At 67.5% G+C, this 16521-nt stretch carries 16 protein-coding genes; 9 read left to right on the plus strand and 7 right to left on the minus strand.

Going from position 1 to position 16521, the window contains the following annotated elements; all coding sequences use genetic code 11:
• Positions 1-89 precede the first annotated feature (89 nt).
• Together rocD and ddaH are read right to left on the minus strand one after the other, a co-directional pair.
• The gene (rocD, locus tag RMCN_RS04410) at positions 90-1325 is read right to left on the minus strand and encodes an ornithine--oxo-acid transaminase (protein ID WP_067387612.1); all 1236 of its coding nucleotides are present in this window, start codon (positions 1323-1325) and stop codon (positions 90-92) included.
• Positions 1298-2149, minus strand: a complete 852-nt coding sequence (gene ddaH, locus RMCN_RS04415; protein WP_064415503.1) for a dimethylargininase — start codon at positions 2147-2149, stop codon at positions 1298-1300. Before ddaH ends, rocD begins: the two co-directional genes overlap by 28 nt.
• A 115-nt stretch (positions 2150-2264) precedes the next feature.
• Here ddaH and RMCN_RS04420 point away from each other — a divergent pair, with 115 nt between their 5' ends.
• Both RMCN_RS04420 and RMCN_RS04425 read left to right on the plus strand, forming a co-directional pair.
• Positions 2265-2711 carry an Rv2324 family transcriptional regulator gene (locus RMCN_RS04420; RefSeq protein WP_064415591.1) on the plus strand — a complete coding sequence of 149 codons (447 nt, stop codon included), beginning with the start codon at positions 2265-2267 and terminating at the stop codon, positions 2709-2711.
• 57 nt (positions 2712-2768) lie between these two features.
• Positions 2769-3947, plus strand: coding sequence for an NAD(P)/FAD-dependent oxidoreductase (locus RMCN_RS04425; RefSeq protein ID WP_064415504.1), 1179 nt, complete (start codon positions 2769-2771; stop codon positions 3945-3947).
• A 52-nt stretch (positions 3948-3999) separates the two neighbouring features.
• Here the strand turns inward: RMCN_RS04425 and RMCN_RS04430 are convergent, their stop codons facing one another.
• From RMCN_RS04430 to mftR, 4 genes are all read right to left on the minus strand, one after another.
• Positions 4000-5280 (minus strand): VOC family protein, encoded by a 1281-nt coding sequence (locus RMCN_RS04430; RefSeq protein ID WP_064415505.1) that lies wholly within the window; start codon positions 5278-5280, stop codon positions 4000-4002.
• Positions 5277-5801 carry an RNA polymerase sigma factor gene (locus RMCN_RS04435; RefSeq protein WP_064415592.1) on the minus strand — a complete coding sequence of 175 codons (525 nt, stop codon included), beginning with the start codon at positions 5799-5801 and terminating at the stop codon, positions 5277-5279. The genes RMCN_RS04430 and RMCN_RS04435 overlap by 4 nt, the downstream gene beginning before the upstream one ends.
• Positions 5802-5933: 132 nt before the next feature.
• A complete protein-coding gene (locus tag RMCN_RS04440) occupies positions 5934-7592 on the minus strand; it encodes an NAD-dependent malic enzyme (protein ID WP_067387613.1) in 1659 nt (552 codons plus the stop codon).
• A gap of 58 nt (positions 7593-7650) precedes the next feature.
• The gene (gene mftR, locus RMCN_RS04445) at positions 7651-8250 is read right to left on the minus strand and encodes a mycofactocin system transcriptional regulator MftR (protein ID WP_064415507.1); all 600 of its coding nucleotides are present in this window, start codon (positions 8248-8250) and stop codon (positions 7651-7653) included.
• A gap of 105 nt (positions 8251-8355) precedes the next feature.
• Between mftR and mftA the strand changes: the two genes are divergently transcribed.
• The 7 genes from mftA (at position 8356) to mftG (ending at position 14875) form a co-directional block, all read left to right on the plus strand.
• Entirely contained in the window at positions 8356-8448 is a 93-nt protein-coding gene (gene mftA, locus RMCN_RS04450; protein WP_067387614.1) for a mycofactocin precursor MftA, read from the plus strand.
• Positions 8433-8750, plus strand: coding sequence for a mycofactocin biosynthesis chaperone MftB (gene mftB / locus RMCN_RS04455; protein ID WP_067387615.1), 318 nt, complete (start codon positions 8433-8435; stop codon positions 8748-8750). The genes mftA and mftB overlap by 16 nt, the downstream gene beginning before the upstream one ends.
• Entirely contained in the window at positions 8747-9952 is a 1206-nt protein-coding gene (gene mftC / locus RMCN_RS04460; RefSeq protein WP_067387616.1) for a mycofactocin radical SAM maturase, read from the plus strand. The genes mftB and mftC overlap by 4 nt, the downstream gene beginning before the upstream one ends.
• A 2-nt stretch (positions 9953-9954) precedes the next feature.
• Positions 9955-11145, plus strand: a complete 1191-nt coding sequence (gene mftD, locus RMCN_RS04465) for a pre-mycofactocin synthase MftD (RefSeq protein WP_064415593.1) — start codon at positions 9955-9957, stop codon at positions 11143-11145.
• Positions 11146-11277: 132 nt separating this feature from the next.
• Entirely contained in the window at positions 11278-12021 is a 744-nt protein-coding gene (mftE, locus tag RMCN_RS04470; protein ID WP_064415509.1) for a mycofactocin biosynthesis peptidyl-dipeptidase MftE, read from the plus strand.
• Positions 12018-13430, plus strand: coding sequence for a mycofactocin biosynthesis glycosyltransferase MftF (gene mftF / locus RMCN_RS04475; RefSeq protein ID WP_064415510.1), 1413 nt, complete (start codon positions 12018-12020; stop codon positions 13428-13430). The genes mftE and mftF overlap by 4 nt, the downstream gene beginning before the upstream one ends.
• A complete protein-coding gene (mftG, locus tag RMCN_RS04480) occupies positions 13427-14875 on the plus strand; it encodes a mycofactocin dehydrogenase MftG (protein WP_067387617.1) in 1449 nt (482 codons plus the stop codon). The genes mftF and mftG overlap by 4 nt, the downstream gene beginning before the upstream one ends.
• On the opposite strand, the gene RMCN_RS04485 is transcribed toward mftG, so the two are convergent.
• Positions 14798-16447 carry an MFS transporter gene (locus RMCN_RS04485; protein WP_067387618.1) on the minus strand — a complete coding sequence of 550 codons (1650 nt, stop codon included), beginning with the start codon at positions 16445-16447 and terminating at the stop codon, positions 14798-14800. The two genes, mftG and RMCN_RS04485, sit on opposite strands and share 78 nt — an antisense overlap.
• Between the last annotated feature and the right edge of the window lie 74 nt (positions 16448-16521).

Raw genomic sequence — 16521 nt, forward strand, 5'->3', positions numbered from 1 at the left:
TCTTAGACAGCTCCACTTCACAACCGGAGGCCTTCCCTGTCACACAGGCTCACCGATAACGGGAGGGACAACCTCCCTGGGCATCACAGCTAGCCGGCCAGGACGGCGGCGAACTGGTCGATGGCCCAATCGATCTCTTGCTCGGTGATCACCAGCGGGGGAGCGAATCTCAGGGTCGAACCGTGGGTGTCCTTGACGAGGACCCCGCGCCGCGCCAGGCGCAGGCTGACCTGTTTGGCGGTGCCCAACGCCGGATCGATGTCGACGCCGGCCCACAGCCCCTTGCCGCGGACCGCCACGACGCCGTGACCGGTCAACTGCCGCAATCTGTGGTGCATGTGCGCACCGAGTTGGGCTGAGCGGCATTGGAATTCGCCACGCTGTAAGATCGCCACCACGGTCGAGCCGATGGCCGCGGCCAGTGGATTCCCGCCGAAGGTGGAGCCGTGCTCACCAGGATGCAGCACGCCCAGGATCTCGGAGTCGGCCACCACCGCCGACAACGGCATCACCCCTCCGCCGAGCGCCTTTCCGAGCAGGTAGACATCGGGAACAACGCCCCAGTGCTCGCAGGCGAACGTCTTCCCGGTTCGGGCGAGCCCGGACTGAATTTCGTCGGCGATCAACAGCACGTTGCGCTGCGTGCACAACGCGCGAAGCCGCGGCAGGAAGTCGTCGGGCGGAACGATGATTCCCGCCTCACCCTGGATCGGTTCGACCAGCACCGCGACGGTGTTGTCGTCGATCGCGTCGGCGAAGGCGTCGGCGTCACCGAACGGCGCAGCACGAAATCCGGGGGTGTACGGACCGAAGCCGCGGCGGGCCGTCTCGTCGTCGGAGAAGCTGATGATCGTGGTCGTGCGGCCGTGGAAGTTGTTGTCCGCCACCACGATATTCGACGCACCGGCGGGAACACCCTTGACGTCGGTGCCCCATTTGCGGGCCACCTTGATCCCGGTCTCGACCGCTTCGGCGCCGCTGTTCATCGGCAGCACCATGTCCTTGCCGCAGAGTTCGGCCAGCGCCGCGCAGAAGGGTGCGAGCCGCTCGGAGTGGAAAGCGCGGCTGACCAACGTCACGGTGTCCAGCTGCGCGTGTGCGACGGCGGTGATCTCCGGGTTGCGGTGGCCGAAGTTGACCGCCGAGTATGCGGCCAGGCAGTCCAGGTAGCGGCGGCCCTCCACATCGGTGATCCACGCGCCCTCGGCGCTCGCTGCGACCACGGGAAGCGGTGCATAGTTGTGCGCCACACAGCGATCGTCGATCGCGATCGCGGCTCCCGTCGCTTCCAGCGTGGTCACGAATGTACCTCCAACGTGCAGCATTTGATGGAGCCGCCGCCCTTGAACAGCTCGGACAGGTCGACGCCGATGGGGTTGAATCCCGCGTCGCGCAGTTGGGCGGCGAAGCCGGTCGCCGCGGCAGGCAGCACGACATTGCACCCGTCGGACACCACGTTGAGGCCGAAGACGTAGGCGTCGGTGCTCGCCACCTCGATCGCGTCGGGGAACAGTGTCCGCAGGCTCACCCGCGAGGCGTTGCTGAACGCCGGCGGGTAATACGCGACCGTCGTGTCGTCGAGTACCGCAAGGGCGGTATCGAGATGGTAGAACCGCGGATCGACCAGTTCGAAGCTGTACGTCGGTCGGCCGACCAGTTGCGCGATTTCGCCGTGTGCACGGCGATCGGTCCGAAATCCATACCCTGCCAACAGGATCGAACCCGCGACCAGCAGGTCGCCCTGGCCTTCGTTGGTGTGGCGCGTCTGTACGGGTTCGTATCCGTGGCGGACCATCCAAGCGCCGTACGCGGCTGTTTCGCCTGCGCGCTGCGGGTAGGCGAACTTCGCAACCACTGCTGTACCGCCGACCACCAGGCCGCCGTTGGCGGCGTACACCATGTCAGGCAGTCCGGGGACAGGCTCGACGAGGTCGACGACGTGTCCGAGTTCCTGATATGTGCGCCGCAATCTCTCCCACTGAGCCAGGGCCAGTGCGGGGTCGACGGGCGCCTCGATATCCATCCACGGGTTGATCGAGTATTCGACGGCAAAGTACGTCGGCGGTGTCATGACGAAGTTGCGCAGTCGGACGTCGCGCCGGCGCCGGTGACCGGACCGGGAGGCGGCAGCCACACCGAAGGACGTCATGAATCAACGGTAGATACCGGTCCTGATGCAATCAATTTCCGTTCGTTGCGTGTCTAGCAGCGGTTTGTTGTGTACAGTGCGCGAAAGCGATGATCTATTGCGTGTGGAGGTGACGATGGACCGCCTCGACGCGACCGACGAGCAGATTCTCGCCGCACTCACCGATGACGCCCGCGCGACGTACGCCGAGATCGGGGAGCGGGTCAACCTGTCCGCCCCCGCGGTGAAACGCCGAGTCGACCGCATGCTCGACAACGGCGTCATCCGCGGCTTCACGACCGTTGTCGATCGGACGGCGCTCGGCTGGACCACCGAGGCGTACGTGCAAGTGTTCCGTCGCGGAACCATTGCCCCAGAACGCCTGCGGGCGGCATGGATCGACATCCCTGAAGTCATCAGCGCGGCCACCGTCACCGGCACCGCCGACGCGATCCTGCACGTCGTGGCGCGCGACATGCGCCACCTGGAGGAGGCGCTGGAACGTATCCGCTCGGCTGCCCAGGTAGAGCGCAGCGAGAGCATCGTCGTGCTGACCAACGTCATCGACCGCGATCGCGGCTGAGCACCATTGCCCGGGGTGGCGGACAAATGGCCGTAGGGATCGTGTAAGAAACTGCCCATGACCACATCAGCGGGCATCGTCATCGTCGGCGGCGGACTCGCGGCCGCCCGTACCGCCGAACAGTTGCGTCGGTCGGAGTACACCGGACCGGTCACGATCGTCAGCGACGAGGACCATCTGCCATACGACCGGCCTCCGCTGTCGAAGGAGGTGCTGCGCGCCGAGACCGACGACGTCACGCTCAAGCCCGCGGAGTTTTACGAGGAGAATGACATCGCCGTGCTGCTGGGCAACGGCGCGCGCTCTGTCGACACGGCCGCCCAGACGCTGACGCTCGCCGACGGCACCGAGTTGCCCTACGACGAACTCATCATCGCTACGGGCCTGGTGCCCAAGCGCATTCCGTCCTTTCCCGACCTCGCGGGCATCCACGTGCTTCGCAATTACGACGAGAGCGTGGCCCTTCGGCAGGAGGCCGATTCGGCTCGTCGCGCCGTCGTGATCGGTGCCGGGTTCATCGGCTGCGAGGTGGCGGCGAGCCTGCGCAAGCTCGGCGTCGAGGTCGCGTTGGTGGAGCCGCAACCGGCACCCTTGGCGTCGGTGCTCGGTGAGCAGATCGGTGAGCTCGTGGCCCGGGTGCATCGAGCCGAGGGTGTCGACGTGCGCTGCGGCGTCGGCGTTTCGGAAGTGCGTGGTTCGGATCGCGTGGAGACGGTGGTGCTCAGCGACGGCACCGAACTCGAAGCGGATCTGGTGGTTGTCGGCATCGGATCGCGTCCGACGACCGACTGGCTCGAAGGCAGCGGCATCAAGCTCGACAACGGGGTGGTCTGCGACGACCATGGCCGCGCCAGCGCGCCGCACGTCTGGGCCATCGGGGACGTCGCGTCATGGCGGCACAACCTCGGTCACCAAGTGCGCGTTGAGCATTGGAGCAATGTTGCCGACCAAGCCCGCGTGCTGGTGCCGACGATGCTGGGGCAGGAACCGCCGACGGCGGTCTCGGTGCCGTACTTCTGGAGCGACCAGTACGACGTCAAGATCCAGTGCCTCGGCGAACCGGAGGCCGAAGACGTCGTCCACGTCGTCGAGGACGACGGCCGCAAGTTCCTCGCCTACTACGAGCGTGACGGCGTGGTGGCCGGCGTCGTCGGTGGCGGCATGCCGGGCAAGGTGATGAAGGTGCGCGCCAAGATCGCGGCGCGCGCACCCATCACCGACCTTCTGGCCAAGTGATTCGGGTGTCCGAACAGTCGCTGAGCGAGGGTTCGGACACCGGAACCGCCGATTAGAGCTCGCCGAGGTAGAAACGGGTGCCCTGGTCGTCGGTGCACAGCGCGGACTTCCCGTAGGACTGCTGCGAGGGCTCCTCGATGACGGTGCCACCCGCCTCGCGCACCCGCGCGACTGCCGCGTCGATGTCGGCGACCGACCACATCGGCACGGTCACCGCATCGGCGTTACCCCCGGCGACGCCCGCCATCGGATGCGTCTCGCGCACCCCCCAGCCGTCGTCGATGCGTCCGGGCTCGAACGTCCAGAACAGGAACCTGCTGTAGAACTCCTTGAACGCACCGGAGCTCGGGACCTGATAGGTGATATACGAAAGTTCGCCCGGCCCAGTGCCATTGAGTGCTGGACGCGGTATGCCGGGGACCGGCCGGAAGACCGCGAACGCCGTCCCGGCGGGGTCGGTGGCGTCGAGCACGCTGCCGAAGTCGAACTCCTGGGACTGTCCCACAGTGCCGCCGCCGTCGATGATCGACTGTCGTGCCCCGTCGAGATCAGTGACCGCGTAGCAGCACAGCATGCCCTGGGGCCTGTCGGAACTGAAGATGCCGATTCGCTGATCGGTGTTGGTCACCTGGTGGGTCGCGGGGTCATAGGTCCAGCCGAGGACATGACCGTAGAAGACGGCGGCCCGGTCAGCGTCGGGCACCCACACCGACACGTAGCCGACGTCGCCGTGCTGGATCGGGACGGCCGTAGCCGTCACGGGCCCGGTGAGCATCCAGCGGTGGCCGAACGGATCGACGATTGCGGCGCTGCGCGCGCCGTAGTTCTCGTACGGTTCGCGTTGCACCTCCGCCCCAAGCCGGCGCGCCCGTTCCAGCGAAGCGTCCGTATCGGCCACACGCAGCATCAGGCTCACCGAAACAGACTGCCTTGCAGGCGCTCTCAGTCCGATCTCGGGATACTCGTCGGCGAGGTAGAGCACGCCGTCGCCGATCGCCAACTCGGCGTGACCGATGCGGCCGTCGTCCATCTCGAACGGCTCCCCGACCACCGTGGCGTCGAGCGCTTCGACGTACCACGCGATCGCATCGCGAGCATTGCGCACCGTGAGATACGGAAGTGCCGCTGACCGGGGGAGCGTCGACTCGACGCTCGGCTCGGACAGTTCGGCGATCGCGGTATCGGTTCCACTCATGACGACCTCCTCGGTTCGATTGGGTAGCGAAAGCGCCGACTCCAGTCGTGCGCGCAGCCCGGCGGCGAAAGCCGGGTCTGGGGTGACCGGAAGCTCGTCGCCGCGCAGCACGGCCAGCGGATCGTGGCTGTTGTTCACGACTTCCTCCCTTCCGGTTCCGGGTAGTGAGCGCGAAAAGCCCTGCGGGCCCGCACCAGCAGCGCCTCGGTCGCGTGCACCGTGCGGCCGATGAGCTCGGCGCACTCAGGCACCGAGCAGTCGTCCATGTAGCGCAGCGCCAGAACCGTGCGGTGCTGCTCGGGCAGCTTGGCGAGCACGCTTTCAGCGACGATGCGGTCCAGCTCGGCATCCCAGTCGTCGGGCGGCTCGATGGGTTCGGGCAGATCTGCGACCGGGGTGGTGAACCGGTCGTGGCGGCGCCGGTAGTGGTCGGCCAACTTGTGGCGCGCCACGCCGAGCAACCACGGCACGGTCATCGGTGGCGGAGCGGCCTTTCTCGCGGCATCCATCGCCGCCAGAAAGGTCTCCGACGTCAGGTCTTCGGCGGTTCCACGGTCACCACAGCGCCGGACGAAGTATCCGTACACCACCGGCAAGGATTCGTCGTACAAGGCCAGCAGCTCCCGTGGAGCGTCGGTGCCATTCGGTTCGGCGCTCACACCCATATCGTCGCCGTCGCGCGCCGAACTCCGACGGTCTTGCCGCAACTTTTTTCGGTGAGCGCTCACTTCTGTACAGATTCGGCGCCCGGACCGTACAAGGATGAGCGCTCGCGGACAGGGACGGAGGGTTCAGTCCCGGTATTGAGGAGTCCACCGCACGTCGACGATCCGCTGCGCCAACTCGTCGGGGGTGCGGGTGGGCGCGACGCCGTCGGCGACGGCTTGTGTCGCGACCGCCTGCGCAATGTGTCCGGCCACATCGGGGATGTCCGACCACGCCGGCAGCAGCGGTGCCCCGGGATCGGCGAGGGCGGGGGACGCGTCGCCGAGCGCGGCCGCCGCCGCGCGCATCATCTCGTCGGTCACCCGGGTCGCCTGCGCCGCCGTGACGGCCAGGCCCATCGCGGGGAAGATGTAGGCGTTGTTGCATTGCGCGATCGGCCGCTCGACGCCGTCGCGTTGCAACGGCGCGAACGGCGAGCCTGTCGCCACCAACGCCCGTCCACCGGTCCACGCGTCGAGTTCGGCGGGGTGGGCCTCGGCCCGGCTGGTGGGATTCGACAGCGGGAATATTATCGGGCGATCGACCTTGGTGGCCATCTCGCGCACGATGTCCTCGGTGAAAGCACCTGTGGCGGTTGACAATCCGAGTAGAACACCGGCATCGATGTGATGAATGACATCGGCCAGCTGAGCCGGCCCGGACAAACCCCAGCTCGCCACCCGCTCCGCGGGCTGGACGAACGCCCGCTGACCGGGGGACAGGTCCGTGCGGTCATCGGTGAGCAGACCGTTGACGTCGACGACCCAGATCTGCGCCGACGCCTGCTGCGCCGACAGGCCCTCGCTGACCATCTGACGGTGCACCATCTCGAGCACCCCGATGCCCGCCGAGCCGGCCCCCAGCATCACCACCTGCTGCTCGGACAGCGGGCGCCCCGCCACCTTGGCCGCACCGAGCAGCGCTCCCAACGTCACCGCGGCGGTGCCCTGGATGTCGTCGTTGAACGTGAGCAGTTTGTCGCGATAGCGCTGAAGGATCGGCAGCGCGTGCGCGGTGGCGAAATCCTCCCACTGCAGAAGGACGTCGGGCAGCTCGTCGTGCACCGTGGTGACGAAATCGTCGATGAACGAGTAATACTCGTCCTCACCGATGCGGCGATGGCGCCAGCCGAGGTATTGCGGGTCCTCGAGCAGTTCGACGTTGTCGGTACCGACGTCGAGCACGACGGGCAGCGTGCGGGCCGGGTCGATTCCGCCGATCAGTGTGTACAGCGAGAGCTTGCCGATGGGGATACCCATGCCGCCGATGCCCTGATCGCCCAGGCCCAGGATGCGCTGGCCGTCGGTGACGACGATGACGTCGACCTCCCGGCGCGGGCGGTTGCGCAGCATCTCGCGCAGGAAGTCGCGGTCGGGGTAGGAGACGAACAGGCCGCGTGGGCGCCGGTAGATCTCGCTGAAGCGCTGGCACGCCTCCCCGACGGTCGGTGTGTAGACGATCGGCATGGTTTCGGCGATATGGTCGCGCAGCACGCGATAGAAGAGCGTCTCGTTGCGGTCCTGCAGGTTTCGCAGATAGATGTGTCTGTCTAGCGGCTCACGACGCCTGCTGAACTCGCGCCACGAATGTTCGGTCTGCTGCTCGAGGCTCTTCTCTGCGGCAGGAAGCAGTCCCAGTAGACCGAATCGGCGACGCTCGGAGTGGGTGAAAGCCGTGCCCTTCGTCCACAGCGAGTCGTAGAGCAGATCATGACCCGTCTTCTGCTCAGCGCTTTGCTCGGCCATCGGCTTCCTTTCCGCGACCGCACCAAGCTATCGCGGTGGTCCAGTGCGACGAGGTGATTCAGCGATCGAGGGCCCACAGCCCGTCGGCGACGGTGTCGAATGCCGCGCCGAGCGCCGCGGCCAGCGGGACCGTCTCGTCGGCCAGCCAGTGTTCGTACGCGGATAGCGCGACCCCGAGCATCGTCCACGCCACTGTCTGCGGTACCAGGTCTGCTGCGGTGGCGTTGAGCCGTTTGGCCACGAACTCGGCGACCACGCCGCGCCAGCCGGCGTACATGGTCATCGAGTAGGCCTGTAGCGCGGCGGTCTCCAGGATGACCCGCATGCGCATCCGGTGGCGCGCCGTCTCGGCGGCATCGAAACTGTTGAACGCCAGCAACGCGGTGCGCAGCGCATCCCCGATCGGCACCTCGGGATCGAGATCGGCCAGCAGATCCCGCATGTGGGCGAGATGGGCGTCGAAATCCCCCCAGGGCAAGGCGTTCTTGGACGGGTAGTAGCGAAACAGCGTGCGCCGGGCGATCCCCGCGGCTTCGGCGATGTCGTCCACGCTGACGTCGTCGAAGCCGTGCGCGGCAAACAGGTCGATGGCCACGTTGCTGATGTGGTCCCACGTCGTCGAGCGCCGGCGGCCCACCCGGTGCTGGTCCGGCCCCATCGGGGGTCCCCTTTCCATTTAGGCACTCGATGCCATATTATTGCGACCTCGATCACAGTTGTCGAGAACCGGTGATATCGGAAGCAGAAGTCAATGGAGGGCCAAATGGAATCGAAGCAGCAGGTGGAGAACGACGAGCTGGTTTCCGAGACGCTCGTCGAAGAGGTGTCGATCGACGGGATGTGCGGGGTCTACTGACCGTGACCTCGTCGTCGGCGGCGCCCGAGGAAGGCACCGCATTCGACCCGGAACTCGGCTGGCGGCTGCACCACCAGGTGGCGGTGCGGCCGGAGCCGTTCGGGGCGCTGCTCTACCACTTCGGGACGCGCAAGCTGTCGTTCCTGAAGAACCGGACCATCGTCGACGTCGTCAACACCTTGTCCGACCATCCCGACGTCCGATCCGCCTGCCGTGCCGCCGGTATCGACGACACGCAGCAGGCGCCGTACCTGCAAGCACTCGGTGTGCTTGCTCGATCGAAAATGCTGGTGCCGCAATGACATCTACCGAAGCCGTCCGTGTGCCCCGGCTGGTCGAGCAGTTCGAGCACGGCCTCGACGCGCCGATCTGCCTGACCTGGGAACTGACCTACGCCTGCAACCTGGCGTGCGTGCACTGCCTGTCGTCGTCGGGTAAGCGCGACCCGCGCGAACTGACCACGCAGCAATGCAAGGACATCATCGACGAGCTCGAGCGCATGCAGGTCTTCTACGTCAACATCGGCGGCGGCGAGCCGACCGTGCGTTCGGACTTCTGGGAGCTCGTCGACTACGCCACCGCCCACCACGTCGGCGTGAAGTTCTCCACAAACGGTGTGCGCATCACGCCCGAGGTCGCGGCCCGGCTGGCGGCCAGCGACTACGTCGACGTGCAGATCTCCCTCGACGGCGCCACGGCGGAGATCAACGACGCCGTCCGCGGGGCGGGATCCTTCGCGATGGCGACCCGGGCCCTGCAGAACCTGGTCGACGCCGGTTTCAAGGACGCCAAGATCTCGGTGGTCGTCACCCGCCACAACGTCGACCAACTCGACGACTTCGCCGCTCTCGCAGCGCAATACGGTGCAACGCTGCGCATCACGCGGTTGCGTCCGTCGGGCCGGGGCGCCGACGTCTGGGACGACCTGCACCCCACCGCCGACCAACAGGTCCAGCTCTACGACTGGCTGGTCGCCAAGGGTGAGCGGGTGCTCACCGGGGACTCGTTCTTTCACCTCGCCGGGTTGGGTGAGCCCGGCGCGCTCGCCGGGCTGAACCTGTGCGGGGCCGGTCGCGTCGTCTGCCTCATCGATCCTGTCGGCGACGTCTACGCGTGCCCGTTCGCCATTCACGACCGGTTCCACGCCGGAAACATTCTGTCCGACGGTGGTTTCAAGAATGTCTGGCAGAACGCGCCGCTCTTCCGCGAGCTGCGCGAACCGCAGTCGGCCGGCGCGTGCGGCAGCTGTGGGCACTATGACAGCTGCCGCGGCGGGTGCATGGCCGCCAAGTTCTTCACCGGGCTGCCGATGGACGGCCCGGACCCCGAGTGCGTCCAGGGCTACGGCGCTCCGGCCCTGGCTCAAGAGCGGATCAAGCCGAAGTCCAGCGTCGACCACTCGCGATCGGGTCCGGTGATGCTCAAGCTGCTGACGACGCCTCCCCGATCGGATGTCGGCGCCGGAGCGCCTCCGAAACGCCTCTGCAACGAAAGTCCGGTGTGATCATGGCCGACACCTGGTTCGAAACGGTCGCCGCCGCCCAGGAGCGCGCGAGGCGCCGGCTCCCCAAGCCGGTGTACTCGGCGCTCATCGCCGCCAGCGAGAAGGGCGTGACGGTCTCCGACAACGTCGAGGCATTCGCCGAGTTGGGCTTCGCGCCGCACGTCGTCGGTGCGACGGAGAAGCGCGACCTCGCCACCACCGTGATGGGACAAGAGATTTCGCTGCCGGTGCTGATCTCACCGACAGGGGTGCAGGCGGTCCACCCGGACGGCGAGGTCGCGGTGGCGCGCGCGGCCGCCGCCCGCGGCACCGCGATGGGTCTGTCGTCGTTCGCCAGCAAGCCGATCGAAGAAGTGATCGCGGTCAACCCCAAGCTCTTCTTCCAGGTCTACTGGCTGGGCGGGCGGGACGCGATCGCGGCCCGGGTCGAGCGCGCTCGGCAGGCGGGTGCGGTCGGCCTGATCGTCACCACGGACTGGAGCTTCTCGCACGGCCGCGACTGGGGCAGCCCGAAGATCCCCGAGCAGATGGACCTGCGCACCACCGTGCGGATGCTCCCGACCGGGCTGACCAGACCGAGCTGGATGTGGCAGTGGGGTAAGACCCTGCGGCCGCCGAACCTGCGGGTCCCCAATCAGGCCGCGCGAGGCGAGGAGGGTCCGCCGTTCTTCGCCGCGTACGGCGAGTGGATGGGCACCCCGCCGCCGACCTGGGAGGACATCGCCTGGCTCCGTGAACTGTGGGGCGGTCCTTTCATGCTCAAGGGCGTGATGCGGGTGGACGATGCGAAACGTGCTGTGGACGCGGGTGTTTCAGCGATCTCAGTGTCCAATCACGGTGGCAACAACCTGGACGGGACGCCCGCGTCAATTCGCGCGCTGCCGCCGATCGTCGAGGCCGTCGGGAACGACATCGAGGTGGTGCTCGATGGTGGTATCCGACGGGGCAGCGACGTGGTCAAGGCGGTCGCGCTCGGTGCCCGCGCGGTCATGATCGGGCGGGCGTATCTGTGGGGTCTGGCGGCCAACGGGCAGGCCGGTGTCGAGAACGTGCTCGACGTTCTGCGGGGAGGCATCGATTCCGCATTGATGGGCCTCGGGCGCGCATCGGTGCACGATCTCGGGCCCGACGACGTGCTGGTCCCTCCCGGGTTCGTCCGGGCGCTCGGCGTGCCCGGAGGTTCGACCACCTGACAGCCGGCCCGGCGCCCGGGAACGTGCTGGTACAGGCGGGGCGCAGGGGACTGAGGGGGCGACGGCGCTGCCGGCGGCGAGAAATTCGGTGAATCAATTGCTGCGCATGCTTCAACAATTGGCGCACGACAGGTGAATTCGGCCTACCATCGGCGGGTGCCATCTGTCAGCGAGCTCGCGAATGCGACGTCGAAGCAGCTGCAGAGCAAGCCGTCAGCCCTCCTCGTACCCGTCGGATCCACCGAGCAGCACGGCCCCCATCTTCCTTTGGACACCGACACCCGGATCGCGACCGCCGTATGTAGGGCGGTTGCTGACCGGCTTGTCGGCACCGACGGCGTCAACTGGATGATCGCGCCGGCCATCGGCTACGGCGCGAGCGGTGAGCACGAGGAGTTCAGCGGCACCGTTTCGATCGGGACGTCCGCGCTGAGGCTGTTGCTGGTGGAGTACGGCCGGTCCGCATCCCGGTGGGCGTCGAGGCTGGTCTTCGTCAACGGTCATGGCGGCAACGTCGAAGCGCTGGCCGCCGCGACCGCTTTGCTGCGGTACGAGGGACGCGATGCGGGCTGGTGCTCGTGCACGGTCGCGGGCGCCGACGCGCACGCGGGCCATACCGAAACGTCTGTATTGCTACATATTTCGCCGCAGGATGTCCGCATCGACGAGCGTGTGCCCGGCAACAAGGCGCCCCTTCGCGAGCTGATCCCCGAGATGCGGCGGGGTGGGGTGGCCGCGGTCAGCGAGGTCGGCGTGCTCGGCGATCCGACCACCGCCACCGTCGAGGACGGCGCCCGCATCTTTCCCGATATGGTCGAGACATGCCTTCGGCGGATCGTGCGCTGGGCACCCGATCGCGACGGGATGCTGACATGACCGGACCGCGACTGCCCGACGGCTTCGCCGTACAGGTGGACCGCCGGGTGAAGGTGCTCGGCGACGGCTCGGCCCTGCTCGGCGGCTCCCCGACCCGCCTCCTTCGCTTGGCGCCGGCGGCGCAGACCATGCTCAACGGCGGCAGGCTCGAAGTGCACGACGCCGTCAGCGCTCAGTTGGCCCGGACCCTGCTCGACGCGACGGTCGCGCATCCCCGTCCCGCCAGCGGCCCGTCGCACCGGGACGTGACGGTGGTTATACCGGTGCGCGACAACGCTTCTGGTGTGAGCAGACTGCTCACCGCCGTGCGGGGCCTGCGGGTGATCGTCGTCGATGACGGCTCTGAGACACCACTGGACGCGGCCGACTTCGCTGACGTTCACGGCGGGGTGCAAGTGCTGCGCCACGAGCGCAGCCGCGGGCCCGCGGCGGCCCGCAACACCGGTCTGGCCGCATGCACGACCGACTTCGTGGCTTTCCTCGACAGCGACGTCGTACCGCGGCGCGGATGGCTCGAAGCGCTGCTGGGCCACTTCTGCGACCCGGCCGTGGGCCTGGTCGCACCGCGCATCGTCGGCCTCCGCGAACCCGACAATGTGGTCGCCCGCTACGAGGCGGTGCGCTCATCGCTGGACCTCGGGTTGCGGGAGGCCCCGGTGATGCCCTATGGAACGGTGTCCTATGTACCCAGTGCCGCGATCATCGGGCGGCGGGCGATGCTGGGCGAGGTCGGCGGCTTCGATGAGACGCTGACATCGGGTGAGGATGTCGATCTGTGCTGGCGACTCATCGAATCCGGCGCGCGACTGCGCTATGAGCCCATCGCGCTGGTGGCGCACGATCATCGGACGCAACTGCGAGAGTGGTTCTCGCGCAGGTCTTTCTACGGCGAAGCCGCCGCACCGCTCTCGGTCCGCCACCCCGGCAAGACCGCTCCGCTGGTGATCTCGGGCTGGACGCTGGTGGCGTGGATGCTGATGGCGATGGGATCGTCGATCGGCTATCTGGCCTCGATCGTGGTCGCAACCATCACCGGGCGCCGCATCGCCAAGTCCCTGTCGAGCGTCGAACCCGAACCCAAGGACGTCGCGGTGGTGGCCGCACACGGACTGTGGTCGGCGGCCATGCAGCTGGCGTCGGCGATCTGCCGGCACTACTGGCCGCTCGCGCTCGTCGCCGCGCTCTTGTCTCGACGATGCCGACAGGTCGTGCTCGTGGCCGCGGTGGTGGAGGGGGTCGTCGACTGGCTGACCCGGAGCCGGAACACCGAAGACGACACCCAACGGGTCGGCCTGCTCACCTACATCGTCCTCAAGCGCCTCGACGACATCGCCTACGGGGCAGGTCTGTGGACAGGGGTTGTCCGTGAGCGACACCTCGGTGCGCTCAAACCCCAGATCCGGACTTGAGGCCACCCTGGTTCGTCCGCAGTGACGTCCTGATCGTCGGTGCCGGCAGCGCCGGATCCGTTCTGGCCGAGCGGCTCTCCGCCGACCCCTCATGTCGCGTCACCGTCGTCGAATCGGGTCCCGGACCGTCCGACCCGCGGGTCGCGGCGCAGATCAACGACGGACTGCGGCTGCCCATCGGCGCCGCGAGTTCGGTGGTACGGCGGTACCCGACCACACTGACCGTCGACCCGCTTCGTCACGCGACGCTCATGCGCGGTGAGGTGGTCGGAGGATCGGGCGCCGTCAACGGAGGCTACTTCTGCCGCGGGCTGCCGTCGGACTTCGACGGCTGGGGACTGCCCGGCTGGACATGGCCGGAAGTGCTTCCGCACTTCCGGGCCATCGAGACCGACCTCGACTTCGACAATGCGGTACACGGCTCAGAAGGGCCGATACGGATTCAGCGGGTGTCCGAATTCGACGGTTGCACAGCATCGTTCGTGAAGGCAGCCACCGAAGCCGGACATCCGTGGGTAGCGGATCTGAACGGGTCGACGGCCGAGGCGCCGGTGGGTGCCGGAGTGGGGGCGGTGCCGCTGAACGTCTACCAGGGCGCCCGGATGGGCCCCGGTGGGGCGTACCTGCAACCAGCCTCGGACCGCGCGAACCTGACACTGCTCACCAGCACCCGGGTCCGCCGCATCCGGATCGCGGCCGGACGCGCGGTCGGCGCGGAGTGTACGGGCCCGGATGGTGCCGTTTATCTCGAGGCGGACCGGATCGTGTTGTGCGCCGGTGCAATCGGGTCGGCACACCTTCTGATGCTCTCTGGTGTGGGTCCGCCTGACGCCCTCGAGCGCGTCGGCATACCGGTGGCGGCGAACCTCCCCGTGGGAGCCGTGATGTCGGACCATCCCGAATGGGTGCTACCGGTGAACTGGACGGAAACACACGGGCTCCCACCTCTGGAGGCCGTGCTCACCACCGACGACGGGCTCGAGATTCGTCCGTACACAGCGGGTTTCGGGGCCATGGTGAGCGGACGGCGTGACGATCCAGCTGACCACCCCCATATCGGCGTGACGTTGATGCGCCCGAAGTCACGAGGGGTCGTCACGATCGTCAGCGCCGACCCCGATGTCCCCCCGGTCATCGAGCACCGTTACGACAGTGAGCCCGACGATGTGGAAAAGCTGCGTGCCGGAATCGCATTGTCCCGCGAACTCGTCGGCGGGGCGGCCGGGGTCGGTCCGGCGTCATGGTCGACGTCGCAGCATCTGTCGGGGACCGCGCCGATGGGGGGCGACGGCGACGACCTCGCCGTGGTCGACCCGCGGTGCCGGGTGCGCGGGGTCGAGGGGCTGTGGGTGGTCGACGGGTCGGTGCTACCGGTGATCCCGAGCCGGGGTCCGCACGCCACCATCGTCATGGTCGGGCACCGGGCGGCCGAGTTCATCGTCTGACCGCGAGACCATCCGCTCGATGAAGCGAAACTGCCTGCCGTCGCGGCCCGGCGCCCACAGCGCGATGAACGCCGCCGCGACGGCGCAGAGGACGCCCAGTGCGATCAGCGAGATGTGCATGGCCTCCAGGAAGGCCCGCTGCGCGAACTCCGAAAGCCAAGCGCCCTGGGGACCGAGCCGCGCGGCCACTTCAAGCGCCTCGGCCAACGAATTCGACGCGGCGGTGCGGAGCGATTCGGGTAGTGCGCTCAGATGGGGCTGCAGCCTGTCGCCGTACTGGGCGGCCAGCACGGAGCCCGCGACTGCGATGCCCAGGGCGGCCCCCACCTCGCGGGTGGTGTCGTTGACCGCCGACGCGACGCCCTGCTTCTCGTCCGGCACCGCCCCCATGATCGCCGAAGTCGCCGGCGCAGTACATAACCCGATACCCGTCGACATGATGAGCAGCGGCAGCGCCAGATCCAAGTACGGCGAGTCGACATCTAGTGTTCGCATGTAGAACAGCCCGACCGCAATCAGTGTCAGGCCGGTGGACAAGACGATCCGGAGACCCAGTCGAGGCAGATACCACGGCGTTGTGAGGCTCAGGACCAGCAGGGGGGCGATGAGGGGCGCCAGCGCGAACGCCGTCTGCAGCGGCGTGTAGCCGAGCAACAGCTGCATGTACTGCATCGAGACGAAGAAGAATCCGAAGTTGGCGAGGAAGAAGAACGTCACGACGACGGCACCGGTGGTGAAGTCGGCCTTGGCGAACAAGCGGACGTCGAGTAGTGGGTGCGCGCTGCGCAGTTCCCACACCGCGAAGGCGGCCGCCATGACAACCCCGGCGGCCATGCACCCGTATACGACCGGGTGTGTCCAGCCGCGCATGGGCGCCTCGAGCACGCCGTAGACGAAAACCGCGACGGCCCCGCCAACCAATACGGCTCCCGGCCAGTCCAGCGGTGTGGCTTGCTGATCACGAGACGAGGCCACCGTGCACGCGAGGCCGAACAGCCCCGCACCCGAGATCGCGAATGCCCAGAAGATCGATTGCCACGACCAGAAGTGCAGCAGCACACCGGATCCCAGGAAGCCGACCACTGCACTCGAACCCGCGACACCCGCCCAGATGCCGACGGCCTTGTTGCGTTCGGCCTTCGGGTATGCGGCCGTCAATAGCGACAGCGTGGCCGGCATGACGAACGCCGCACCGACGCCGGCCACGGCGCGAGCGATGATCAGCGCGACTGGACCGTCGAAAATCAGCGGCGCGGCCGAGGCCAGCGTGAAGATTCCGAGACCGGCGAGCAGAGCGCCGCGGCGACCGTACCGGTCGCCGATCGCGCCGGCAGGCAACAACAGGCACGCGAGCACCAAGGTGTAACCGTCGACGACCCATGTCAACTGTGCTTGTGTGGCCGTGGTTTCGATCGCGATGTCGGGCAGCGCGGCGTTGAGAGCCACCATCGAACTGATGGCCAGCGCGACGCCCAAGCAGGCCACGGTGAGTAACCAGACGCGCGCCCGAGGAGACAGGTGGGCGACGCTGGCGCCGATATCCTGTTCAGACCGGCTGAGGGTGTCGACCATGCGTCGCTCTCTTCCGAAGGAGATTTTTGAGACTAACAGTCTTGTTGCGAGACCGATAGTCTTGTTCCCGGCGA

Origin of the sequence: Mycolicibacterium novocastrense, from assembly GCF_001570485.1 — a bacterium.
Lineage (GTDB): Bacteria > Actinomycetota > Actinomycetes > Mycobacteriales > Mycobacteriaceae > Mycobacterium > Mycobacterium novocastrense.

Coding starts and splice junctions, on each gene's coding strand:
- rocD (WP_067387612.1), bottom strand. CDS start 1,325: ATGCTGCACGTTGGAGGTACATTCGTGACCACGCTGGAAGCGACGGGA.
- ddaH (WP_064415503.1), bottom strand. CDS start 2,149: ATGACGTCCTTCGGTGTGGCTGCCGCCTCCCGGTCCGGTCACCGGCGC.
- RMCN_RS04420 (WP_064415591.1), top strand. CDS start 2,265: ATGGACCGCCTCGACGCGACCGACGAGCAGATTCTCGCCGCACTCACC.
- RMCN_RS04425 (WP_064415504.1), top strand. CDS start 2,769: ATGACCACATCAGCGGGCATCGTCATCGTCGGCGGCGGACTCGCGGCC.
- RMCN_RS04440 (WP_067387613.1), bottom strand. CDS start 7,592: ATGGCCGAGCAAAGCGCTGAGCAGAAGACGGGTCATGATCTGCTCTAC.
- mftR (WP_064415507.1), bottom strand. CDS start 8,250: ATGGGGCCGGACCAGCACCGGGTGGGCCGCCGGCGCTCGACGACGTGG.
- mftA (WP_067387614.1), top strand. CDS start 8,356: ATGGAATCGAAGCAGCAGGTGGAGAACGACGAGCTGGTTTCCGAGACG.
- mftC (WP_067387616.1), top strand. CDS start 8,747: ATGACATCTACCGAAGCCGTCCGTGTGCCCCGGCTGGTCGAGCAGTTC.
- mftD (WP_064415593.1), top strand. CDS start 9,955: ATGGCCGACACCTGGTTCGAAACGGTCGCCGCCGCCCAGGAGCGCGCG.
- mftF (WP_064415510.1), top strand. CDS start 12,018: ATGACCGGACCGCGACTGCCCGACGGCTTCGCCGTACAGGTGGACCGC.
- RMCN_RS04485 (WP_067387618.1), bottom strand. CDS start 16,447: ATGGTCGACACCCTCAGCCGGTCTGAACAGGATATCGGCGCCAGCGTC.